Origin of the sequence: Bacillus sp. CH140a_4T, assembly GCF_008923725.1 — a bacterium.
GTDB lineage: Bacteria > Bacillota > Bacilli > Bacillales > Bacillaceae_G > Bacillus_A.
This window is the reverse complement of the sequence record NZ_WBPF01000021.1, coordinates 721,089-744,570: the sequence shown is the minus strand read 5'-3', so window position 1 is coordinate 744,570 and position 23,482 is coordinate 721,089. Positions and strand designations below refer to the sequence as shown.

The 23,482-nt window shown below is 35.6% G+C and carries 21 protein-coding genes and 2 other annotated features; of the genes, 16 read left to right on the top strand and 5 right to left on the bottom strand.

The features are described from left to right. The first annotated feature begins 180 nt into the window (after positions 1-180). From F8162_RS25520 to F8162_RS25505, 4 genes are read left to right on the top strand one after another with little or no spacing between them, the layout of a single operon-like run. The gene (locus tag F8162_RS25520; protein ID WP_151630852.1) at positions 181-1,809 is read left to right on the top strand and encodes a multicopper oxidase family protein; all 1,629 of its coding nucleotides are present in this window, start codon (positions 181-183) and stop codon (positions 1,807-1,809) included. 16 nt (positions 1,810-1,825) lie between these two features. Continuing rightward, positions 1,826-3,070, top strand: a complete 1,245-nt coding sequence (locus F8162_RS25515; protein WP_151630851.1) for a copper resistance CopC/CopD family protein — start codon at positions 1,826-1,828, stop codon at positions 3,068-3,070. Positions 3,071-3,097: 27 nt separating this feature from the next. Continuing rightward, complete coding sequence (locus F8162_RS25510) at positions 3,098-4,588, top strand: sensor histidine kinase (protein WP_151630850.1); 1,491 nt, start codon at positions 3,098-3,100, stop codon at positions 4,586-4,588. A 15-nt stretch (positions 4,589-4,603) separates the two neighbouring features. Beyond that, a complete protein-coding gene (locus F8162_RS25505; RefSeq protein ID WP_151630849.1) occupies positions 4,604-5,293 on the top strand; it encodes a response regulator transcription factor in 690 nt (229 codons plus the stop codon). Positions 5,294-5,342: 49 nt separating this feature from the next. Here F8162_RS25505 and F8162_RS25500 read toward each other — a convergent pair whose 3' ends face one another. Next, positions 5,343-6,101 carry an SDR family oxidoreductase gene (locus F8162_RS25500; RefSeq protein WP_151630848.1) on the bottom strand — a complete coding sequence of 253 codons (759 nt, stop codon included), beginning with the start codon at positions 6,099-6,101 and terminating at the stop codon, positions 5,343-5,345. 259 nt (positions 6,102-6,360) lie between these two features. Beyond that, positions 6,361-6,606 (top strand) — a binding site (T-box leader). A gap of 67 nt (positions 6,607-6,673) precedes the next feature. After that, positions 6,674-6,913: a binding site (T-box leader), on the top strand. A 151-nt stretch (positions 6,914-7,064) separates the two neighbouring features. On the opposite strand from F8162_RS25500, the gene ilvE reads away from it, so the two are divergent. The 6 genes from ilvE to ilvA all read left to right on the top strand — a co-directional run bounded on the left by ilvE (position 7,065) and on the right by ilvA (position 14,117). After that, positions 7,065-7,964: a branched-chain-amino-acid transaminase gene (gene ilvE / locus F8162_RS25495; RefSeq protein ID WP_151630847.1), complete on the top strand. Its 900-nt coding sequence runs from the start codon at positions 7,065-7,067 to the stop codon at positions 7,962-7,964. Between the two features lie 22 nt (positions 7,965-7,986). Continuing rightward, complete coding sequence (ilvB, locus tag F8162_RS25490) at positions 7,987-9,702, top strand: acetolactate synthase large subunit (RefSeq protein WP_151630846.1); 1,716 nt, start codon at positions 7,987-7,989, stop codon at positions 9,700-9,702. Beyond that, positions 9,699-9,935, top strand: coding sequence for an ACT domain-containing protein (locus F8162_RS25485; protein WP_151630845.1), 237 nt, complete (start codon positions 9,699-9,701; stop codon positions 9,933-9,935). The genes ilvB and F8162_RS25485 overlap by 4 nt, the downstream gene beginning before the upstream one ends. 160 nt (positions 9,936-10,095) lie before the next feature. Next, positions 10,096-11,103: a ketol-acid reductoisomerase gene (gene ilvC, locus F8162_RS25480; protein WP_151630844.1), complete on the top strand. Its 1,008-nt coding sequence runs from the start codon at positions 10,096-10,098 to the stop codon at positions 11,101-11,103. Between the two features lie 46 nt (positions 11,104-11,149). Continuing rightward, positions 11,150-12,823, top strand: coding sequence for a dihydroxy-acid dehydratase (gene ilvD, locus F8162_RS25475; protein WP_151630843.1), 1,674 nt, complete (start codon positions 11,150-11,152; stop codon positions 12,821-12,823). Between the two features lie 31 nt (positions 12,824-12,854). After that, positions 12,855-14,117, top strand: a complete 1,263-nt coding sequence (gene ilvA, locus F8162_RS25470) for a threonine ammonia-lyase IlvA (protein WP_151630842.1) — start codon at positions 12,855-12,857, stop codon at positions 14,115-14,117. Positions 14,118-14,208: 91 nt separating this feature from the next. On the opposite strand, the gene F8162_RS25465 is transcribed toward ilvA, so the two are convergent. Beyond that, entirely contained in the window at positions 14,209-14,436 is a 228-nt protein-coding gene (locus tag F8162_RS25465; protein ID WP_151630841.1) for a hypothetical protein, read from the bottom strand. A gap of 52 nt (positions 14,437-14,488) precedes the next feature. Then, a complete protein-coding gene (locus F8162_RS25460) occupies positions 14,489-15,592 on the bottom strand; it encodes a CapA family protein (RefSeq protein WP_151630840.1) in 1,104 nt (367 codons plus the stop codon). 215 nt (positions 15,593-15,807) lie between these two features. On the opposite strand from F8162_RS25460, the gene F8162_RS25455 reads away from it, so the two are divergent. The 3 genes from F8162_RS25455 to F8162_RS25445 all read left to right on the top strand — a co-directional run bounded on the left by F8162_RS25455 (position 15,808) and on the right by F8162_RS25445 (position 18,776). Next, positions 15,808-16,524 carry a DUF554 domain-containing protein gene (locus tag F8162_RS25455; protein ID WP_151630839.1) on the top strand — a complete coding sequence of 239 codons (717 nt, stop codon included), beginning with the start codon at positions 15,808-15,810 and terminating at the stop codon, positions 16,522-16,524. 18 nt (positions 16,525-16,542) lie between these two features. Continuing rightward, positions 16,543-17,394 (top strand): GNAT family N-acetyltransferase, encoded by an 852-nt coding sequence (locus tag F8162_RS25450; protein ID WP_151630838.1) that lies wholly within the window; start codon positions 16,543-16,545, stop codon positions 17,392-17,394. A 167-nt stretch (positions 17,395-17,561) separates the two neighbouring features. Next, positions 17,562-18,776, top strand: a complete 1,215-nt coding sequence (locus tag F8162_RS25445) for a multidrug efflux MFS transporter (protein WP_151630837.1) — start codon at positions 17,562-17,564, stop codon at positions 18,774-18,776. 52 nt (positions 18,777-18,828) lie between these two features. Here the strand turns inward: F8162_RS25445 and F8162_RS25440 are convergent, their stop codons facing one another. Further along, entirely contained in the window at positions 18,829-19,590 is a 762-nt protein-coding gene (locus tag F8162_RS25440; protein WP_151630836.1) for a DODA-type extradiol aromatic ring-opening family dioxygenase, read from the bottom strand. Between the two features lie 204 nt (positions 19,591-19,794). On the opposite strand from F8162_RS25440, the gene F8162_RS25435 reads away from it, so the two are divergent. Together F8162_RS25435 and F8162_RS25430 are read left to right on the top strand one after the other, a co-directional pair. After that, complete coding sequence (locus tag F8162_RS25435; protein ID WP_151630835.1) at positions 19,795-20,718, top strand: alpha/beta hydrolase; 924 nt, start codon at positions 19,795-19,797, stop codon at positions 20,716-20,718. A 55-nt stretch (positions 20,719-20,773) separates the two neighbouring features. After that, positions 20,774-21,379 carry a pentapeptide repeat-containing protein gene (locus F8162_RS25430; protein WP_151630834.1) on the top strand — a complete coding sequence of 202 codons (606 nt, stop codon included), beginning with the start codon at positions 20,774-20,776 and terminating at the stop codon, positions 21,377-21,379. A 53-nt stretch (positions 21,380-21,432) separates the two neighbouring features. Here the strand turns inward: F8162_RS25430 and F8162_RS25425 are convergent, their stop codons facing one another. Then, positions 21,433-22,413, bottom strand: coding sequence for a serine hydrolase domain-containing protein (locus tag F8162_RS25425; RefSeq protein ID WP_151630833.1), 981 nt, complete (start codon positions 22,411-22,413; stop codon positions 21,433-21,435). Between the two features lie 334 nt (positions 22,414-22,747). Here F8162_RS25425 and F8162_RS25420 point away from each other — a divergent pair, with 334 nt between their 5' ends. Beyond that, the gene (locus F8162_RS25420; protein ID WP_151630832.1) at positions 22,748-23,392 is read left to right on the top strand and encodes a LytTR family DNA-binding domain-containing protein; all 645 of its coding nucleotides are present in this window, start codon (positions 22,748-22,750) and stop codon (positions 23,390-23,392) included. Positions 23,393-23,482: the final 90 nt, after the last annotated feature.

Sequence of the window (23,482 nt, the reverse complement as noted above, 5' to 3'; positions counted from 1 at the left end):
AAAGATTTAGAAGTAAAGAAAAATTGAAATATATTTCTTTATAAAGTCTTTAAAATTCCTTCAAAGTTTCTTTTTTTCTGAGTGTTATGATGTAAATCGAAGTGAATATGTGAAGTGATAGGCAATGAATCCACGTATGAAAATTAATAGTTTACAACAAAAAATGAAAGAGAGACTAATATGAAAAAGGAATTTATACAAAGCGATTTAAGAAATATATTGATTGCGGCATGCTTATTATTAGGTTTGGTTATCTTTGGATATTTTTTAATAAATAATTACCCAGGTACAAATGAAAAAAAGAAGTTAACAGATGCAACATCTACTTCAGAATCAATTACATCTATTGCTAATTCAGATGCCAAAAAAAGGGTTACAAAAACTTTTAATATTACGGCGAAAGTAGCAAGTTTAGATTTGGGAGATGGGAAAAAGGTAGATGCATGGACCTTTGATGGAACATCACCGGGTACTCAAATTCGAGTTAAACAAGGTGAACGTATTGTTGTAAATTTGAAAAATGAATTGCCAGAACCAGTTACAATCCATTGGCACGGATTAGATGTTCCTGCGGCGGTAGACGGTGTTCCAGGTGTTACGCAAAATGCTATAAAACCAGGTGAAACATATACATACGCATTTAATGCTGATCAGGTGGGGACATATTGGTATCATTCACATCAAAAAAGTGCAATACAAACGGAGCGGGGACTATTTGGAACCATTGTTATTGAACCGAATAAACCAGCTGTAAAATATAAAAAGGATTATACAGTGGCGATCCATGAATGGAAAACAGGAGCCATAAAAACCCGTAAGCATAATGGCGAACAAGATAAAGATTGGGATAGCTACCCTAGCAATCATATTCGAAATGAAAAGGCGCAAACTTTAGAAGGCCCGTTAATGATGCCAAGTAATGATCAACTCAAAGATTTATCTGATGGAGATGATTATGATGTATTTACATTAAATGATACAAGTGAGGGACTACGATTGGATGCAAAACCAGGTGAAACAGTACGCCTTCGCTTAATTAATGCTGGGAATAATACGCATTTAATGACGTTAGTTGGGGCGCCATTTCAAATTATCGCATTAGATGGTCGTGATATAAAAGGTGGGGACGAGCTAGATAAAGCAATTCTTCCGATGGGAGCTGCACAACGTTATGACCTTGTTTTTAAAATGCCAGAAACAACGAGTGTAAAACTTATTAATGTGGATCCATCTAAGAAAATGAATCGAATGTTAACGGCGACTATTGGAAACGGTTCTTTGCCGAAAAAACCTATTGATATAAAGAGTTATCCATGGTTTGATTTTACGAAATATGGAGAAAAAGAAGTTGGCAAGTTTACGATAGATTCAAAGTTTACAAAGGTCTATGATATGGATTTGGCAGAAGGTGTGAAAGATGTAAATGGACAAGAAAAATGGGTGTATACGATTAATGGAAAGACATCACCTGATATTCCACCCATTAAAGTAGAGAAAGGGGATAAAGTTAAGATTCGCTTTAAAAATAAGGGAGAAGAAATTCATCCAATGCATTTGCATGGACATACATTCCAAGTTATTTCTAAAAATGGTAAACCAATGGAGGGAAGTCCGATTTATTTAGATACAGTTAATGTTTTTCCAGGAGAAGAATATGAAATTGCTTTAGAGGCAAATAATAGTGGACTATGGATGGTTCATTGTCATCATCTCGTTCATGCGGAAAAAGGAATGCATACGATGATGAATTATGAGGGGGTAACTACTCCATTTTCTACCGGAGATCACTCTGGTAATCATCCAGAATAATAATACGGAGGTTTTCATGCTTTATAGAATGATAGTATTTATTTTAACAAGTGTAAGTATATTTTTATTTTCTCATAGTAGTGTATTTGCTCATACAAGTGTTGTAGGAACCACCCCTAAAGAGGGGGAGGTTCTTACAGTACAACCGGAACAGATTATTCTTGAATTTAGTGAACCAGTTACAGGAAATGTAGTCAATATTGAACTGCTAGATCAAAGTGCAACGAGAGTACAAGTATCAAAGGTTGGCATATTAGATGAACCAACAAAAATAAAAGTGGAAATACCAAAATTAAACAATGGTACATACACAGTAAGGTGGTCTATGATATCTGCAGACGGACATCCGAGTGAAGGAGGCTATACCTTTTCAATTGGAGAAGAAGTACAAACAAATACTGTGGTAGAGGGGAATGCGAGTGCGAGAAGCTCAGTATTTTCAGAAGTTATGATAGTAACCCTCCGCTATATTGTAGAAGGATTGATTTTAATTGGAGCTGGGGTAAAATGGCTCGATATGTTTGTAAAACGTTATAGATTACCTTCCATATTGCAAAGAATGAAGAATATGAAAAAGATTTTCTTCTCTATACTTGTAGTAGGATTAATAGCCGAATTAATAGTATATAAGTCAATTATTCCGAAAGGAAGTTTACTTATTCATTCGCCATTTTCAGTTATTATTATGATTCAACTGCTATTATTAGTTCTTATGTCTTTACAGCATATGGAGAACGAATGGTATGCGCTAATTTGGGGATTTTTTGTTGCGAGTTTTTCTTTCACAGGTCATGTATGGATTACTAATCCAAATTGGGCAGCAGTTATAATTAGAATGATCCACGTTATGAGTATTGCGGTGTGGCTAGGAGCACTTATTTATTTAGCTCTTGTTATAGCGTGGACAACATTATACAAAATTACATTTGATCAAAAGCGTTTCCGTAAACATTTTAGTATTATTGCTGGTACATCATTTATTCTAGCATTTCTTTCTGGGGAATTAATTGTGTTTTTACAGACGAGGAATTGGGTGTTTTTTAATTTCAATTCAATATGGACGAACCTTTTAAATCTAAAGATTTTTACTGTATGTATAATTACAATTGTAGCATGGAGACAAACGAAAATATGGGGTAACGATATCGGAACAGTTAATCGCCGTTTATTGCTCTTAGAAATTGTTCTAGCTATACTCGTATTATTAGCTGGTATTTGGATGAGTCAAGTTTCGTTTCCGGTGAATTCTGTAACAAGCTAAAATTATAATGTTCATAGGAGTTCTGTAATGTCAATCCGTATTAGATTGCTGTTGTCGTATATTGCGATGGTAATTATTCCAATCGTTTTTTGCGGTATAGCAGTTATGTTAATTAGTGTTACTTTATTTGGTGATATTCGTATTGCAAAAGCAATCATTGGTCTTAATCAAAATAGTCATTCTCTCATTGATAAAGAGCAGGAGGGGGCTATTCGTACAAAAGAAGATGAAGATGATATTTTTAGTAGGTTGAAAATTCTTTCATCGTATGCTCCAGATAAATTGGAGGATATAAATTTTTTAAAGGAAACTGATAAAGAATTAAACGATAATCAAGCAGGATTACTAATTCGAAAAAATGATGAGCTTACATATGCATCTCCATATTTTAATATTTCTTCGTTTGATAAATATCTACCCGCATTTGAAACTGAAGGACAAAGAAAAGGAATGGCTGTGAAAATAGAGGGTAATTCTTTTTACTATAAGCAGTTTGATTACTACGATGCAGAGAGAGAGAAGGTTAGTATTTTTGTATTTGAGTATGTAAACCCTTTAGAAGAATTGATTAGAGAATTTTTCCCTTATTTCGTATTCTCTTTAATACTGGGGTTAATTATTACGAATGGAATATTAACATATTTTATATCACGGAGTATTATTAAACCATTGCATTCATTAAAGCAGGCAACGGAAAGAATTCAAAAGGGTGATTTAGAATTTCAAGTAAAGCCACTTGCGAAAGATGAAATAGGTGAATTAAGTTTATCGTTTGAAGAGATGCGTGGCAGGTTGAAGGAATCGGTCGAGTTGCAAATGCAATATGAAAAAAATCGTAAAGAGTTGCTTTCAAATATTTCTCATGATTTACGGACGCCAATTACGGCTATTAAAGGTTATGTACAAGGAATTAAAGAGGGTATCGCTCGAACTCCCGAACAATTAGATAAATATTTAACGATTATTTATCATAAAGTGTTTGATATGGATCAATTAATTGACGAGCTTTTTCTCTTTTCAAAACTTGATTTAAAAGAGGAACCGTTTCAATTTGAAGAGGTTGAAATTAATCAATACTTATCTGATTGTATAGAAGAACTACAGCTTGAATTACAAGATAAGGGAATTGCAGTGAGATGGGATGCTCAAAAGGATACTTCTATTTTGGTAAAAGGTGATCGTGAAAAATTACGTCGTGTTATTACAAATATCATTTGGAATAGTGTGAAGTATATGGATAAAGAAGAAGGATATATCGGAATTCGTATGACTGAATCTATTGATTATGTAACGATTTACATAAAAGATAATGGGATAGGAATAGAAGAGAAGGCGTTACCTCATATATTTGAAAGGTTTTATCGTGCAGATCATTCTAGAAATTCTAAAACGGGTGGAAGCGGACTTGGTTTGTCAATTGCACATCAGATTATCACACAACATGGTGGTGATATTTGGGTAGAAAGCAAAAAAGGTAAAGGAACGACGCTTTCATTTACATTACAAAAAATCAATTAGAAAAAGGAGAGCATCTTGAAAAGAATTTTAATTATTGAAGATGAAGTTATTATAGCAGAGTTAGAAAAGGATTATTTAGAGGTTGCTGGGTATACAGTAGATATTGATTACTCTGGCGAAAAAGGTTTACAAAGAATTCTTATAGAGGATTATGATTTGTTAATTTTAGACATAATGTTACCGGGAATAGATGGATATGAAATTTGTAAACAAGTTCGATTGAAAAAGGACATACCAATACTTATGGTGTCCGCAAAACAAGAGGAAATCGATAAAATTAAAGGGTTAGGTTTTGGAGCAGATGATTATATTATAAAACCGTTTAGCCCGAGTGAAATGGTGGCACGTGTAAATGCTCATTTAGCTCGATATGATCGTTTAACAGGAAAACGAGAACAAATAAAGGATGAAATCCGTATTCGAGGATTGTTTATTGATAAATCGGCTCGACGTGTATTTGTAAATGGAACTGAGGTCATGCTAACAGGAAAAGAATTTGATTTATTAACTTGTATGGCAGAACATCCAAATCAAGTATTTAGTAAAGATCGTCTCTTTGAAACTGTATGGGGGATGGATGTAATTGGTGATGCAGCAACGGTTGCTGTACATGTGAAAAATATTCGTCAAAAAATTGAACTCGATCCATTCGATAAATCATATATTGAAACAATTTGGGGAGTAGGATATCGTTTTACACAGTGAAAAAGGCCAGCAAAAATGCTGGCTTTTTTTTTGTAAGTAGATTAAGAAATTACAAACAAGATCCCCCGCTCACATCAATTAATTGTCCAGTAACCCAGCGGCTGTCTGGAGAAGCGAGAAATGCTGCGGTATCGGCAATATCTTCTACTTCACCTAAGCGATTAAAAGCGGAGATGGTAGTAGCGTACTGTTTCATCATTGGGTCGCTCAAGAGTTCTGCATTCATATCTGTTTTAATAAATCCAGGAAGTATTGCATTAACTGTTATTCCCCGTGCTCCGAGCTGTTTTGCTAGCGTGAAAGTCATTGTATTAATAGCACCTTTCGTCATACTATAGGCAACGAAATCAGGTAAGGAAATGCGAGTGGCAGCGGATGAAATATTAATAATTCGGCTATTGTCACGTAAACGAGATATAGCTTGTTGGGTGATAAAGAATGGTGCTTTTGCATTAACTGAAACCATTCTATCAAAAAATTGTTCAGTCGTTTCTTCAATAAAAGCACCAGGACCAATTCCAGCGTTGTTTATTAAAATATCAAATTTAGTACTACCAGTTCTTTTTTGTAATTCGCTATCTAAAGAACTATAAAGGGTTTCTACACCATGTAAAGATTCAAGATTTGCACAGATAGAAAAAGCAGATCCGCCATTTGATTGAATTTCATACACCGTTTCTTCAGCATCTTCTTTTCGATTTCCATAATGGATAGCAACTAATGCACCGTCGTTTGCTAAACGTTTTGCAATAGCACGTCCAATTCCTCGGCTTGCTCCTGTAACTAATGCCACTTTTCCTTTTAACATAGTTTTCTCATCTCCTCATAAAATTTTATATGTTATTAAGTTGTTTTTCTTTATGTAGTAATGCGAACATACTTAAGTAATATATGAGTATGTGTAAGAAGTTCATTCCGATTTTGTATTGAGAAAAAATAAATAGACTTCTCTTAAATTGATTGAATTTTATTTTTTTTAGAAAAACATGTTGACAATGAAAAGAACAACGTCCTATAATACGTTTAACAAATAAAAGTGAATTAAGAATTTTCTAACTTCATATATTACATATGCAAAGAAGAGGAAAGTAGATGGTTATGATCGTTTCAGAGAGCTACTCCTAGGCTGTGAGAGTAGTAACAATCGAATCATTGAAGATCACCTCGGAGCATCGCTTGCGAAAGGGAAACTGAGTAGAGGGCGACGGCATCGTCTCCGGTAAAAGGATGGGGGTCTAATTGGACCTACAAAGCTTATATTTCGCGAGAAGTATAAGGAAGCTGAGTGGTACCGCGAAACTCTCGCCTCAGCAATCAAAGCTACTAAATTGTAGTAGTTGATTGCTGAGGCGAGAGTTTTTATTTTAAAAAATAGAATAAGGGAATGCGTAGAAGAGGAGAGTAAATGATAAAAATTGTTTCAGAGAGCCGCCTAGAAGCTGTGAGGGTGGTAACAATTTAATCATTGAAGATCACCTTGGAGCACTACTTTTGAAACTAGTAAAAAGTAGCGGAGTTGTTTCCGATAGAAAAAACAAAAGTCTAATTGGACTTGCAGAGCTTATATTTCGTGAGAAGTGTAAGGAAGCTGAGTGGTACCGCGATTCCCTCGTCTCAGCAATGGGTTGCTACAAGTATGTAAGTAATCGATTGTTGAGACGAGTATATTTTTAATATCTATATACTGAATATTCTGTTAAAAATACTCATCTCAGCAATCGATATAGAAATAGATTGCAAAAATAGAGAGAAAAAAGAGGAGCGATGTGAGATGGGAAACCAGTACATTTATATGAATGGGGAATTTGTAGAAAAAGAAAAGGCAGTTGTTTCAGTATATGATCACGGTTTTTTATACGGAGACGGTGTATTTGAAGGTATTCGTAGTTACGGTGGAAATGTATTTTGTTTAAAAGAACATGTAAAACGATTATATGAATCAGCAAAATCTATTTTACTTACAATCCCGCTGGCGGTTGAAGAAATGGAAGAAGCAGTTTTACAAACGTTGCAAAAAAATGAGTATGCGGATGCCTACATTCGGTTAATTGTTTCACGAGGAAAAGGTGATTTAGGGCTCGATCCTAGAAGTTGTGTGAAACCGAGCGTTATTATCATTGCAGAACAATTAAAGTTATTCCCGCAGGAATTTTACGATAATGGATTAAGTGTTGTATCTGTTGCATCAAGACGCAACACGCCAGATGCATTGGACCCACGCATTAAGTCAATGAACTACTTAAATAACGTACTTGTAAAAATTGAAGCGGCGCAAGCAGGAGTGCTAGAGGCCCTTATGTTAAATCAACAAGGATATGTTTGTGAAGGATCTGGAGATAATGTTTTCGTTGTGAAAGATGGAAAGGTGTTAACACCTCCTTCTTATTTAGGAGCATTAGAAGGTATTACGAGAAATAGTGTTATTGAGCTATGTGAGCGACTTCATATTCCGTGTGAGGAAAGGCCCTTTACTCGCCATGACGTATATGTAGCAGATGAAGTGTTTTTAACAGGAACGGCAGCAGAATTAATTCCAGTTGTAAAAGTTGATTCAAGAGAAATTGGAGATGGAAAACCAGGAAGTGTAACGAAACAATTAACAGAGGAATTTAAAAAGTTAACGAGAGAAAGAGGAGTACGTGTTCCAGGACTGGCGGAAAGCTTACTGTAGGTAGGGAGAGGAGTTAATTAAAATGGAGCAGCAGTATACAACACGTGAGAAATTACAGTGTGAAGAAGTGACGGGTGCCGGACACGTTATTCAATGCTTGAAGAATTTAGGTGTAACGACTGTTTTTGGTTATCCGGGTGGAGCGATTTTGCCAGTATACGATGCGTTATACGGAAGTGGTTTGAAGCACGTTTTAACTCGTCATGAACAAGCTGCCATTCATGCGGCAGAAGGATATGCGAGAGCTTCTGGAAAGGTTGGGGTAGTCTTTGCTACCTCTGGCCCAGGGGCGACAAATTTAGTTACGGGTTTAGCAGATGCTTATATGGATTCGATTCCTTTAGTTGTCATTACAGGGCAAGTTGCAAAGCCCTTAATTGGGAAAGATGGATTTCAAGAAGCAGATGTTGTCGGGATTACAGTACCTGTTACGAAGCATAATTACCAAGTTCGTGATGTGAATCATTTATCACGCATTGTACAAGAAGCTTTTTACATCGCCGAAAGCGGGCGGCCGGGACCAGTATTAATTGATATTCCAAAAGATGTTCAAAATGAAAAGGTAACAAGTTTTTATAATGAAGTAATTGAGATTCCAGGATATAAATTAGAGCCTATGCCAGACAATATGAAGCTGAAAGAGGTAGCTAAAGCAGTTTCAGAAGCAAAACGCCCACTTCTTTATATTGGAGGAGGGGTCATTCATGCAGACGGATCTGAAGAACTTATTCAGTTTGCGAGGGAGAATCGTATTCCTGTCGTTTCCACTTTAATGGGACTTGGTGCATATCCGCCGGGAGATTCATTATTTTTAGGAATGCTTGGTATGCATGGAACGTATGCTGCAAATATGGCAGTAACAGAATGTGATTTACTACTTGCTTTAGGTGTTCGCTTTGATGATCGTGTAACAGGAAAATTAGAACTCTTTTCTCCGCATTCAAAAAAGGTACATATTGATATAGATCCTTCGGAGTTTCATAAAAATGTAACTGTGGAATATCCAGTTGTTGGTGATGTAAAAAATGCGTTACATATGTTGTTACATATGCCGATTTGTACACAGACAGATGAATGGCTTACGAAAATTGAGAAGTGGAAAGAGGAATACCCTCTTTCCTACAATCAAAAAGAAAGGGAGTTAAAACCACAGCATGTTATTAGTCTAGTAAGTGAATTAACGAATGGTGAAGCGATTGTAACGACAGAAGTAGGACAGCATCAAATGTGGGCTGCACATTTTTATAAAGCGAAAAACCCAAGGACTTTTCTAACATCTGGTGGATTAGGAACGATGGGGTTTGGTTTTCCAGCGGCAATTGGTGCTCAGCTTGCAAAAGTAGAAGAACTCGTCATTTGTATTGCAGGTGATGCTTCTTTTCAAATGAACATTCAAGAACTGCAAACAATTGCCGAAAATAAAATCCCTGTAAAAGTATTTATCATAAATAACAAGTTTCTAGGGATGGTAAGGCAATGGCAAGAAATGTTTTATGAAAATCGTTTATCAGAGTCCAAAATCGAATCTCCAGATTTTGTGAAAGTGGCAGAAGCTTATGGAGTGAAGGGATTAAGGGCGACAAATTCAACAGAGGCGAAACAAGTGATGTTAGAAGCATTTGCTCATGAAGGCCCTGTCGTAGTTGATTTTTGTGTAGAAGAAGGTGAAAACGTATTTCCAATGGTTCCGCCAAACAAAGGGAATAACGAAATGATTATGAAGAGGTGGGAAGAATGAGTCATACTTTTTCACTCGTTATTCATAACGAGCCAAGCGTCTTATTACGTATAAGTGGGATTTTTGCTCGGCGTGGTTATTATATTTCTTCTTTACATTTAAACGAAAGAGACACTTGTGGCGTTTCTGAAATGAAACTCACAGCAGTTTGTACTGAAAATGAAGCGACATTACTTGTTGGTCAGTTGAAAAAATTAATTGATGTACTGCAAGTAAATAAAGTGAAACTTTAATCAGTGGGGGTTTTCTTCATCCCCCACTGATTATTAGTTGAACCAATCGGACTTTTATGGGCAGTTGATCCTCCACCTAACTTCTTTGCTTTCGCTGAATTTTGAGGTGGGGGTCTTACTGCACATTAAAGCGGGATAAATTATAAGGAGTGTATGGAATATGAAAACGTATTATGAGAAAGATGCAAATTTAAAGCTATTACAAGGGAAAACAGTTGCGGTAATTGGTTATGGATCTCAAGGTCATGCACAGGCGCAAAATTTACGTGATTCCGGTGTAGAAGTTGTAGTTGGTGTTAGACCTGGTAAATCGTATGAAGTAGCAAAAGCAGATGGATTTGAAGTAATGTCTGTTTCAGAAGCGGTTCGAACCGCGCAAGTTGTACAAATGTTATTGCCAGATGAACAGCAAGCACATGTGTATAAAACAGAAGTAGAAGAGAATCTTCGTGAAGGACAAATGTTACTTTTCTCACATGGATTTAATATTCACTTCGGACAAATTAATCCGCCAAGTTACGTAGATGTAGCGATGGTCGCGCCAAAAAGTCCAGGGCATCTCGTTCGTCGTGTATTCCAAGAAGGAAATGGTGTTCCGGCATTAGTCGCAGTACATCAAGATGCAACAGGCACGGCATTACATGTAGCGCTTGCGTATGCAAAAGGTGTAGGCTGTACACGTGCAGGCATAATTGAAACAACATTCCAAGAAGAAACAGAGACGGATTTATTCGGAGAGCAAGCTGTACTTTGCGGCGGGGTAACGGCACTTGTGAAAGCTGGTTTTGAAACATTAACAGAAGGCGGATATCGTCCTGAAATTGCATACTTTGAATGTTTACATGAATTAAAGTTAATTGTTGATTTAATGTACGAAGGTGGTTTAACGAACATGCGCCATTCTATTTCCGATACGGCAGAGTTCGGAGATTATGTAACAGGATCGAGAATTGTTACAGATGAAACGAAGAAAGAAATGAAACGAGTACTTACAGAAATTCAGCAAGGTGAATTCGCGAAGAAGTGGATTTTAGAAAATCAAGCTGGGCGTCCAACATATAATGCGATGAAAAAAGCAGAGCAAAATCATCAGTTAGAAAAAGTAGGAGCAGAGCTTCGTGAAATGATGAGCTGGATTCATGCACCGAAAGAATTAGTAAAGAAATAGAGTAAGAGATTATAAGTGAAAAATACGTAAGAGGGGATTTGACAAGATGAGAAGTGACATGATTAAAAAAGGGTTTGATAAAGCACCGCATCGTAGTTTATTAAAAGCAACTGGTTTGAAAGATGAAGATTTTGATAAACCGTTTATAGCGATCTGTAATTCTTTTATTGAAATTATTCCAGGTCATAAGCACTTAAATGAGTTTGGAAAACTTGTTAAAGAAGCTGTGCGTGCAGCGGGTATGGTTCCATTTGAATTTAATACAATTGGAGTAGATGACGGTATTGCGATGGGGCATATCGGTATGCGTTATTCGCTTCCGAGTCGTGAAATCATTGCAGATTCAGTAGAAACGGTTGTAAATGCACATTGGTTTGATGGCATGATTTGTATTCCGAACTGTGACAAAATCACACCTGGTATGATGATGGCTGCACTTCGTATTAACATTCCAACTGTTTTTGTTTCAGGTGGTCCGATGGCGGCTGGAAAAACATCTAAAGGAGAAGTTGTTGATTTAAGTTCTGTTTTTGAAGGAGTAGGAGCTTATCAATCTGGTAAAATTTCAGAGGAAGAATTAAAGGATATTGAAGATCATGGCTGTCCATCTTGTGGTTCTTGTTCTGGTATGTTTACAGCGAACTCTATGAACTGTTTATGTGAAGTGTTAGGTTTAGCTCTTCCGGGTAACGGAAGTATTTTAGCCATCGATCCAAGACGCGAAGAATTAATTAAACAAGCAGCAGAGAAATTAAAAATTTTAATTGAAAGAGATATTAAACCGCGAGACATTGTAACGGAAGAAGCAATTGATGATGCGTTTGCACTTGATATGGCAATGGGTGGATCAACGAATACAGTATTGCACACGTTAGCTCTCGCACAAGAAGCGGGCTTAGATTACGATATGAACCGCATTGATGCAGTTTCAAGACGTGTACCACATTTATGTAAAGTAAGCCCTGCTTCCAATTGGCATATGGAAGATATTGATCGAGCAGGCGGGATTAGTGCAATTTTGAAAGAAATGAGCCGAAAAGAAGGGGTACTTCATTTAGATCGTATTACTGCTACTGGACAGACGTTAAGAGAAAACATTGCTCATGCAGAGATTAAAGATAAGGAAGTTATTCATTCTCTCGAAAACCCTCATAGTGAAGAAGGGGGATTACGTATATTAAAAGGAAACCTTGCGAAAGATGGGGCAGTTATTAAAAGCGGAGCAACTGAAGTAAAACGATTTGAAGGACCTTGCGTTATTTTTAATTCACAAGATGAGGCGCTTGCGGGCATTATGCTTGGGAAGGTTAAAAAAGGGGATGTAGTTGTTATTCGCTATGAAGGACCAAGAGGCGGCCCTGGTATGCCGGAAATGTTAGCACCAACATCAGCGATTGCTGGTATGGGATTAGGTGCAGATGTTGCACTATTAACAGATGGTCGTTTTTCTGGTGCTTCACGTGGTATTTCAGTAGGGCATATTTCGCCAGAAGCAGCTGCGGGCGGAACGATTGCACTTCTAAAACAAGGAGATATCGTTTGTATCGATGTTGAGGAAAGATTGTTAGAAGTAAGAGTGAGTGACGAAGAATTAAATAAGCGTAAAAAAGAATGGAAACGACCTGAACCGAAAGTGAAAACAGGCTGGCTTGGACGTTATGCACAGATGGTAACATCGGCGAATACAGGTGCAGTCCTAAAAATCCCGAATTTTGATTGAGCCAATTTAAAAGAGATAAGGATGATATGAAATGGTGCAGAAGGTAAAGGAGAGAGTGAAAATTGAAGATATCTTAATGGCTCATAATTGCATGAAAGATATCGTTATTAAAACACCGTTACAACGAGATACAGTTTTATCTGAGAAATATGATTGTGACGTTTATGTAAAAAGAGAAGACTTACAATTAATTCGCTCTTTCAAAATTCGTGGTGCGTACAATTTAATTCAAAGTTTATCGGAAGAACAATTACAAAACGGTGTTGTATGCGCGAGCGCTGGTAATCATGCGCAAGGAGTCGCTTATACGTGTAATTTATTGAAGATTCCGTCAAAGATTTTCATGCCAACAACGACACCTAAACAAAAAGTATCGCAAGTACAATTTTTCGGTGGTGATTTTGCGGAAATTGTATTAGTTGGTGATACATTTGATAGCTCGTTTCAAGAAGCACAGCGCTATTGCGAGGAAAATAGAATGACTTTCGTTCATCCGTTCGATGATCCGTATGTTATTGCTGGTCAAGGGACAGTTGCAGTTGAAATTATGCATGATATGGAGAAATCGGTTGACTTTATTTTTACAGCAATCGGCGGTGGTGGGTTAGCATCAGGTGTTGGTACATATGTGAAAGGTGTTAGTCCTGCTACAAAGATCATTGGTGTAGAGCCGATGGGAGCTGCATCTATGAAAGAGGCCTTTCTTCAAAATGAAAATGTCGCATTAGAGAAAATAGATAGTTTTGTTGATGGGGCAGCTGTTAAAAAGGTAGGAAAGTTAACATTTGAAACTTGTAAAGATGTAATTGATGACATTGTTTTAGTACCAGAGGGAAAGGTTTGTACGACGATTTTAGAACTGTATAAGAAAAATGCAATTGTAGCTGAACCAGCTGGTGCACTATCTATTGCAGCGCTTGATTTATATAGAGATGAAATAAAAGGTAAAACAGTTGTATGCACGCTAAGTGGTGGAAATAATGATATTGATAGAATGCAAGAAATGAAAGAACGTTCGCTCATTTATGAAGGATTAAAACATTACTTCATCATTGAATTCCCGCAGCGTTCAGGTGCGCTAAGAGAATTTCTTGATAAAGGATTAGGGCCAGAAGATGATATTACTCGCTTTGAATACATTAAGAAACATAATAAAGAAAATGGTCCAGCACTAGTCGGAGTAGAGTTGAAACATAAAGAAGATTATGAGCAATTAATTACTCGTTTTAAAGAAAATAATATTCAATTTATGGAGCTTAATAAAAATCCTGTTTTGTTTGATTTGCTTATTTAATAGAAGGAAAGGGGGAAACATACAGTTGTACCTGAAATAAAAAAGATAGATACAAACAGCGGAAATGCTGCTTGTATCTATCTTTTTATAATTAAACAATATATTTTCCATATTCAAGAAGGACAAAGCTAGTTAACCAAAAGAATATCGCAATACGAATGATTACATACATAGTAAATTCAAAGGTAGTAAGCTTTCGTTCACGTTTTATTTTTTTTAGGAGTCTAACAGAAAAAAATGAACATAAAAGTAGAACGGCTATAGATATTTTATAAATGTTCTCTAACAAACTTATATTTTCTAATAAGTCTTTCAGCATGATCATCACCTATTCTGTAAAGTATGTTACAGAGAAATAGATCTTGCGTTGTCTAGTTTCGTTTGTTTTTTATGTTCCCTGTATTATCAATTTCTACATCAGTTGAAATTGTTTGTAAATATTGTAGAGCTTTTTTCTTTTCATCCTCATTTACAGGGGAGATTTGGTTGTTACGAATGATGTAAGGATTGAATGACATTTGGACATCCTTTCCTTTAAAAGTTAAAGTTAATACGCCAGTTTCGGCGCTTTTCCCGCTCACATAACTTGGGAATAAAAAGTTTCCTAATGAGTAAGCGATAGGAACTTTATTATAATACTCAAATCCTTGAAGCCAATGTGGGTGACTTCCGACAATCGCGTCAGCTCCTGCTTCAACCATTTTAGGTACATATTGTTTTTGGTATTCTACCGGACGATTTGATTTTTCAACGCCCCAATGCATATAGACAATTAAATAGTCTGCATCTTTCTTTTGCTCTTTAATTGTTTTTGTTACGAGATTTAAATCATATCCGTTCGCAACACCAGGTTTATTGTCACCAGCTACCCAATTCGTATCAGGCATAAATCGAACGAAGGAAAGAAATTTGAACTTTTTCCCTTTTACGGTCATTTCTCTTGCTGTATATGCATCTTTTGCATTTTTCCCGGCTCCAATGTAAGGGAACTTTAATTTTTCTACGTGAGAAATCGTGTCTAATAATCCATCTTGCCCATAATCAAGTGTATGGTTATTCCCAATATTTACGATGTCATATCCATTGTTTTTTATCGCTTGAAGCGTGGATGGATCGCTTTTAATCCAAAACAGTTGTCCAGGAGCTTTCTTTTCTCTCGTTGTAAATGCTGACTCTAAATTAACGAAAGAAATATCAGCTTTTGTTATTTCTTCTTTTACATGCTGGAATGGATAATCAGCCCCGTTTTTTTCGATTACAGGACGTAATTGCCAATCGAACATTGTATCACCAGAGAAGGTGAGTGTAATTTCCGGATTTTCTATTTTCTTTTCATTTGTTGAAGCGGTTTTACTAGATTTGTTTTGCAAATCGGGTTTGTCTTTCGCTTTTGAAGTAAAAGAGTAGTTAATTAATAAAACAATTGGTGTAATGCAAAAGGCTATTAACAGAAATCGTTTTAGTAAAGTTTTCATAAATACCTTCCTTTTGAGTTTATACCGTAATTTGTGGGTAGTGAAACTCGCCTTAATTAATGTTTCATTTTATGTATAGCTACAAAAAATTGCGGTTTATGTTGTGAAAAACATTTGTTAATATTCTCAATATTAAGTTAACATATAGATAACCTGTAAATCAATGAATAAACCAAAATATAGAAATAAAGAATCCGAAGGGTGAAGAATGAGAAATGGTCATATTAGGAGCAGTTGTAAATGGGATTTGTATTATATTTGGTACTTTACTAGGTAAATTATTTAGTAGAATTCCAGAAAGTATGAAGGGAACAATTATGCATGCAATCGGTTTAGCGGTTACTGTGCTTGGACTTCAAATGGCGTTGAAAAGTGAAAATTTTCTTGTTGTCATACTAAGTTTAGTAATTGGTACCGTCATCGGGGAATGGCTACAATTAGAGGGAAAGCTAAAACAGTTAGGAGATTGGCTAGAAAATAAAGTTGGATCGAAAGGGAAAGGGAGCATATCGGAAGGTTTTGTAACAGCTACGCTTATTTTTGCAATTGGTGCGATGGGCATACTTGGTGCACTCGACAGCGGGATTCGCGGCAATCATGATATTTTATTTACAAAGGCAATTATCGATGGATTTATTTCTATTATATTAACGACGACGTTAGGAATCGGCGTAGTATTTTCGGCAATTCCAGTTATTTTATACGAAGGAGGTATTGCGGTTTTTGCAACACAAATTAATAGTTTGGTCCCGAAAGAATTAATGAATCAATTTATAGTGGAAATGACAGCTACAGGTGGTATTATGATAGCTGCTATTGGATTGAACTTACTTGGTATTATTAAAATTAAGGTGGCAAATTTACTGCCAGGTATATTGGTAGTCGGAATAATCGTTTCACTTATTTATGGTTACGGTTTACTAGTAAAGTAGTAGGGGGTGGAGATACATATGGAGGAATTTCAATTTACAAAACGTGTTTATAACATATTGAAGATTGCAGCAGAAGAGGCGGAAAATAATATTATTCACCCAACTCATCTGTTTATTGGAATGTGTAAAGAAGGTACTGGAGTTTGCAGCGAGTTGTATATGTATTTGTTTCGTAACGTGGGTACAAATTTTTTAGAAAAACTTTCATTACGAAAACAAGACGATTTAACGGATCAAGAGTATAAAAAAATAGGCCAATACAAGGTATCTAATAAGGTGTTAGAAATTTTACAAATAGCGAAGAAACGTATGGAACGTTTTCAGCAAGTAATGATGAATGAAGGACATGTTATGTATGCACTATTTCGCGTGGATACGTTTAGTGAAAGTGCACAAATACAAAAAGATATATTACATATTATAGCTGAGCCAAGAGATTTAGCGGTCGATTTAAAATGTTTTGTTCCTACGCATAATGATTTAACTTGTACTGTTAGAATGGCTAACCTTTCTGATTTTAAAAAATTAGCAAGTTTTGTAAATGAGCAATTTGATGAACGTTGGTTACGTTCAATAGAATATGGATTTCGTACATATAAAGAAAACTTACCTATTTATATAGCAGAACAAGAAGAAGTGATAGTAGGTTTCGCTTGCTATGATGTAGTGAGAGGGAAGAAAGGATTGTTTGGTCCAATGGGCACAGCGAAACAAAATCGTGTGAAAGGTGTAGGGAAGCAATTGTTACATCGTTGTTTACAGAGTATGAAGCAAGATGGATATGGATACGCAATTATTGGACAAGCAGGTCCGATTGAGTTTTATGAAAGAAATTGTAATGCTCGTTTAATACCGATAGAGAATAAGTAACCAACTCCATATAGGGGAGTTGGTTTTTTTATGAAAAAGATGTAGAGATGTAGTAATTTTCACTAGAAAATAGCGGGTTTTGTAATAAATCTTACATATAAAGCAAATTACTAAACTTTTTACAATAAAGGGTGTAGAATGGGTATCTAAAGAAAGAAGGTGTGAAAATGGCCAGCTGGAAACGAAATTTGATGATTTGTTGGCTAGGTTGTTTTACCACTGCAGCCGGTATGAGTTTAGTAATTCCTTTTTTATCTTTTTATATTGAGGAGTTAGGAGTGACTGGCACTTCTAGTATTGCACAGTGGTCGGGACTTGCATTTGGTATTACATTTTTAATGGGTGCGATCGTATCACCAATATGGGGAAAACTTGGTGATATACATGGACGGAAATTGATGCTTATTCGTGCGAGCCTAGGTATGGCGATTATTATGACGCTTATGGGATTTGTAACGGATGTGTATCAACTAGTTGCACTAAGATTTTTAATGGGAGCAGTATCTGGTTTCCTTTCAACGGCGATGACATTTATTGCGGCAGAAACTCCGAAAGAACATTCAGGTTGGGCAATCTCCACAATTTCAACAGGTGGAGTGAGCGGTTCTTTACTTGGCCCATTACTTGGTGGTTATCTGTCAGAGTTAATTGGAATGCGCCATGTTTTTCTTGTTACAGGAGCTTTTTTATTCCTTTCTTTTCTCATCGTTTTTTTCTTCCTACATGAAGAGAATCACTCCGCTCAAGCAAAAAAAGTACAAACGAAAAAAGTATGGACGATGGTTCCAGCGAAGCATTTAATTATTAGTTTGTTTGTAACAACATTTATTATTCAACTTGCGAACATGTCAATTCAACCTATTATTACATTGTATGTAAAGAATTTAGAAGGCCCAGGAACAGCTCATATTGAAATGATTGCGGGTGCAGTTATGTCAGCGACAGGGTTAGCAGTTATTTTCGCAGCACCAAGACTCGGACGACTATCAGATCAAATTGGTCCTCAAAAAACGTTAGTTGTAGCGTTGTTTGCTGCTGGAATTATTTTTATTCCGCAAGCATTTGTAACCTCAGCTTGGCAACTATTAATTCTTCGATTTTTATTAGGTATCGCACAAGCAGGACTATTACCTTCTGTACAAACTCTACTAAAACAACATACACCAACTCATGTAACGGGACGAATATTTGGATATAATCAATCGTTTCAGTTTTTAGGAAATATGATTGGACCAGTACTTGGTGGACAAATTGCAGCACAAGCAGGATTCCAATATGTTTTCTTCTCTACTTCATCATTATTATTTATTGCGTGCATTTGGGTTTATTTTCATAATAAGAACGAAGAGGTATCAGAGAAACGACATTTGGAAGTTAGTTAACTAAGTGAATAAAAAAGAAAAGGATGAAGCAATTATTGCTTCATCCTTTTCTTTAAAATTGGAGACAAAGATAACTTAATGTACCAAGCTCATAACTGCGGTGAATGACTTCACCGTTATTTTCACCACTTCCCATAGCGATAAATAAAGGAACAAAATGCTCTGCTCTTGGTACTGCTAATTGTGCATGAGGGGCATTGTTCTCCCAATTAAATAATGCATCTTTATCAGTAATCTGCATATGTTTAATAATCCAATCATCAAATTCAATTGCCCATTGTTCGGGTGTCGTTTGATTCCATTTCAAAGCTCGTAAGTTATGAACAGTAACACCGCTACCGATTATTAAAATATCTTCTTGTCCAAGTCCTTTAAGTGCTTCTCCAATCTTAAATTGCTCTTTTGCAGGAAGGAATGGATTGACTGATATTTGGACGACAGGAATGTTTGCTTCTGGATACATACGGTGCAATAGTGTCCATGAGCCATGATCTAAACCTCTCGTCATATTATGATGGACTAAAATACCTTTGTTTTTAAATTTTGTTTCTAACATAGATGCGATGTTAGAAGAGCCTTTTGCACGATATTTGATTTCGTATAACTCAGGAGGAAAACCTCCAAAATCATAAATTGTTTCATATTCGTTATCTGATGAAGAAATCGTTAATGTTTCACTTTCCCAGTGAGCGGTGAAAATAACAATCGCTTTCGGTTTATATGTTTCTCCAAGTGTTTTTAAAAACCTTGTATAGTCTGTATCTTGAATAGCAAGCATCGGTGATCCGTGTGCTAAAAATAATGATGGCATCATAATAGAAACCTCCCAAAAATATGATGATTACTTTATGTAAGTAACTATATAATTTTATTTTCTATTCGTCAATATATTAGTTTAAGAGCTAGTTGGAAAAGTGAGTCATTTGTCATAATGAAGGCAATTGCATATAATACATAATAAGAATAATGAATGGATATTCATTTTTTGATATACATAATAGAGTTGGGGGCTGACGAAATGAACGTACAGGAAAGTTTCGTTACGGCATTGGATGGATCGGAAATTTATTTACGTAAGTGGCTACCAGAAAGAGATCCGCGAGGGATTATTCAAATTGCACATGGTATGACAGAACATGCAGGTGTTTATACAGACTTTATTGCTGCGTTATTAGAAGCAGGCTATGGTGTTTATGCGCATGATCATAAAGGTCATGGGAAAACAGTGAAAAGAGAAGAAGATTATGGTCATTTTGAACCAAATGTAGGTTGGAATGAGGCTGTATCTGATGTTATTTTTGTATCAGAAACGATAAGAAAAGAGCAGACATGCCCGTTATTTTTACTTGGACATAGTATGGGTTCTTTTTTATCAAGACGTGCTGTACAACTGAAAGGTGAATTATATGATGGATTCCTTATTTCAGGAACTGGTGGAAATCCAGGTCTTTTAGGAAGTATCGGTCATAAAGTAGCGACAATTGAGATGAAATTACGCGGGACAAAAACGAAAAGTCCGATGCTAAACTTTTTATCTTTCGGAAACTTCAATTCACACTTTAAACCAAATCGTACAAAATTTGATTGGTTATCTTCAGATAATAATCAAGTTGATAAGTATATTCAAGATCCGTTATGTGGATTCATTTGTACGACGAGTTTTTATCGAGAATTATTTTCTGGTGTATTAGAAGTAAATAAACTAGAAGAGTTCAAGAAAACACCGAAAAACCTTCCAATACATATTTTTTCAGGAGATCGTGATCCTGTTGGGGATATGGGGAAAGGTGTAAAAGAAGTATATGAAAACTATAAAAAATGTGGCGTGAAAGATGTAACACTGCGTTTATATGAAAATGGAAGACATGAAATGTTCCATGAAGTAAATCGAGATGAAGTATTTCAAGATTTGATTTTATGGTTAGATAAGCATATTGTATGAGAAGAAACCTCACTTTTTTGAAGTGAGGTTTCTTTAAGGAGATGGAGGAATAGTTATGAGTGAATTTGTTAATAAAGAATATGTAGAAATAGATTTTCAAGATGTTTTGATTAAAGAAGAGGAATTGAAGAATTGTACTTTCATAAAATGCCGTTTTAGAGGGATAGATGCATCGGAAGTTTCTACTGAAAATTGTAATTTCATAGAATGTGATTTTACCGGTGCTCTTTTTAATGCTTCTATCCATCAAAGAACTACATTTGCAAATTGTAAGTTTGTTGGTGCGAATTTATTTGTAGCGAAGTTTGAAGAATGTAAAATGACTGGTTCCGATTTTGAAGAAGCGAATTTAGACGGAATAACTATCATATCGGGCGATTGGTCATATACGAATTTAAGGTTTGCGAACTTAAGTAAACAAATGTTAAAGGGTATACGTTTCATTGAAGCTGACCTATATGAATGTAATTTAGAAAAAGCAGATTTACGTGAAGCGGATTTAACCGGTGCACAATTAGGTAAGGTGAAACTTAGCGGTGCAAATTTAAAGGGAGCGATAGTTGATAGAATTGACTTTACAAGCTTTAATTTAAAAAATGTAAAATTAGATATAGCACAGGCAGTTGCGGTAGCTAGATGTTATGGGGCTAAGGTGAACTAAATTGTTTGAAAAACCGTTCAAAATGATGAACGGTTTTTCAAATCATAATAGATTTAAAAATTATTTTCTATATAAGAAGCGATTTCATTAGCAAGAGTCGATGTTAATAGTGTAGATACATTGCTTAAAATGATGATTGTAGCCTCTTTGTCAATTAATCGTAAATAGGAGGACGTAAAGCCGTTAATTCCTCCGTGATGAAATATAAGTTTATTATTTTTCTCAGTCATAGCAATATTCCAACCGTAACCATATCCGTAAGATTCTGCAGTAAGCATACGAGACGTCAACCTACTTGATAATAAGCGATTTTCTTTTAGCGCCTTATCAAATCTATATAAATCTTCGGCTGTAGAAACTAATCCACCAGCTGAATATGAATTAGACATATGAATAAATGATGCGTTCTGTAGGCCATGGTTTGGATGTAACTCATACCCAGTTGCTTTATGCTTTTGAATAGTGTGATTCAAATCAATACTTGTGTTCATTATGGAGATTGGATAGAAAATTTTCTTTTTAAGAAATTCCTCATAAGAAATTCCACTTATAATTTCAATAATTTTTCCTAATATAATATAACCTGAATTCGAATAATTGAATTTTTCACCAGGTCTAGATTCAAAGGGACATGCAATAACCCATTGTATTAGTTCATCTGGTGTTCGAGGTTGACAAGCTTGCGATAAAAAATCATGTTGAGCAGTAATATTACCAACTCCAGCAGTATGATTTAGTAAATGCTTGATCATAATTTGATTTCCTTTTGGGAAATTGGGAATAAATTGATCTAAAGTATCATGTAGTTGTAATTTTTTCTCTTCCACAAGCATTAAAGTTGAAACTGCTGTGAAGATTTTAGTTATTGATCCAATACGAAACTTCGTTGTAGATGTATTAGGTACGTCCCAATTATAATTAGCTTTTCCAAATGAATGTTTATAAAGAATCCCTTCTTTATGAGCTATTAAAATTGTCCCATTAAATTTTTCTGTATTTTTATATAAAAATGAATTGATATATGAGTTTAACAAATTTCAGGCACTCCTTTAAATGTTGGAATATTCGTTACCTGAAATGGAATCCAACGGCATAGGCAATTCCCCCTAGATGAATTGTTTTTTAGAATACTTTTTTATTTTATAATGCAAGTAATGTAAGAAGCAAGTTGATTTAAAGTTTATAAAAATAAAGATTTTTTTAATGCTTGTGGCAATGCTTTAGTAGTTCATATTTTGATGGTGCAGAGAAACAATTATGCAAGTAATAAAATTGATAGTAATTGAAGCTAGTGAACTTGCGTTACATTTAAAAGCAACAGCTGCCCGTTCATAATAGTAGTATAATAGTGAATGAGGTGTTCATACTATGGAAGATAAAACGTTAGGTATACTATTGGATGTTGTTGGGGAACTATTTTCAGATGAAATTTCAATCGCAGTTTCAAATACAAAAGAATATATTTACTATCGGCCAAGTAAACGAATTGATTTAAAGATTAACGCCGGGGATACTATTAAGGAAGGAACGATTGCCCATAAAGCAATGATAACGAAGCAAAAAGCCTCTGAGTTTATTAACCGGGATGTTTTCGGTATTCCTTATCATGGAATGGCCGTACCATTTTCAAATAATGACAAGATTGAAGGTTGCGTGACGGCAATTTATCCCGCTTTAACGGATGGTAAGTCGGTCGTTACTTTAAAAACAACAGACGGATGGGTTCCGGTTCCTTTCTCAAAGGTTATGTATTTAGAAGCTAAAGATAAAAAGACATATGTGAATTCAGAAGAGTTAACTGGAACACATAAGTACTCGCTACAAGAATTTGAATACTTGCTTCCGAAAGATTCGTTTATTAGATGTCACCGTTCTTTTATTGTAAATGTTAATCATATTAAAGCGATTTACCCTGATACGCATTCTACTTTTTTACTTTCTATGGATAACGGAGAGAGGGTACCAGTGAGTCAATCATATGCTAGCTATTTTCGTAAGCTTCTAGGATTCTAAATGTTTCTGCTTTAGAACCTAGATTCGCTGTTTTATCTGAATTTTCGGCATTGTGTAAGGAAATCCCTATTTTGATACTGTTAATGTGTA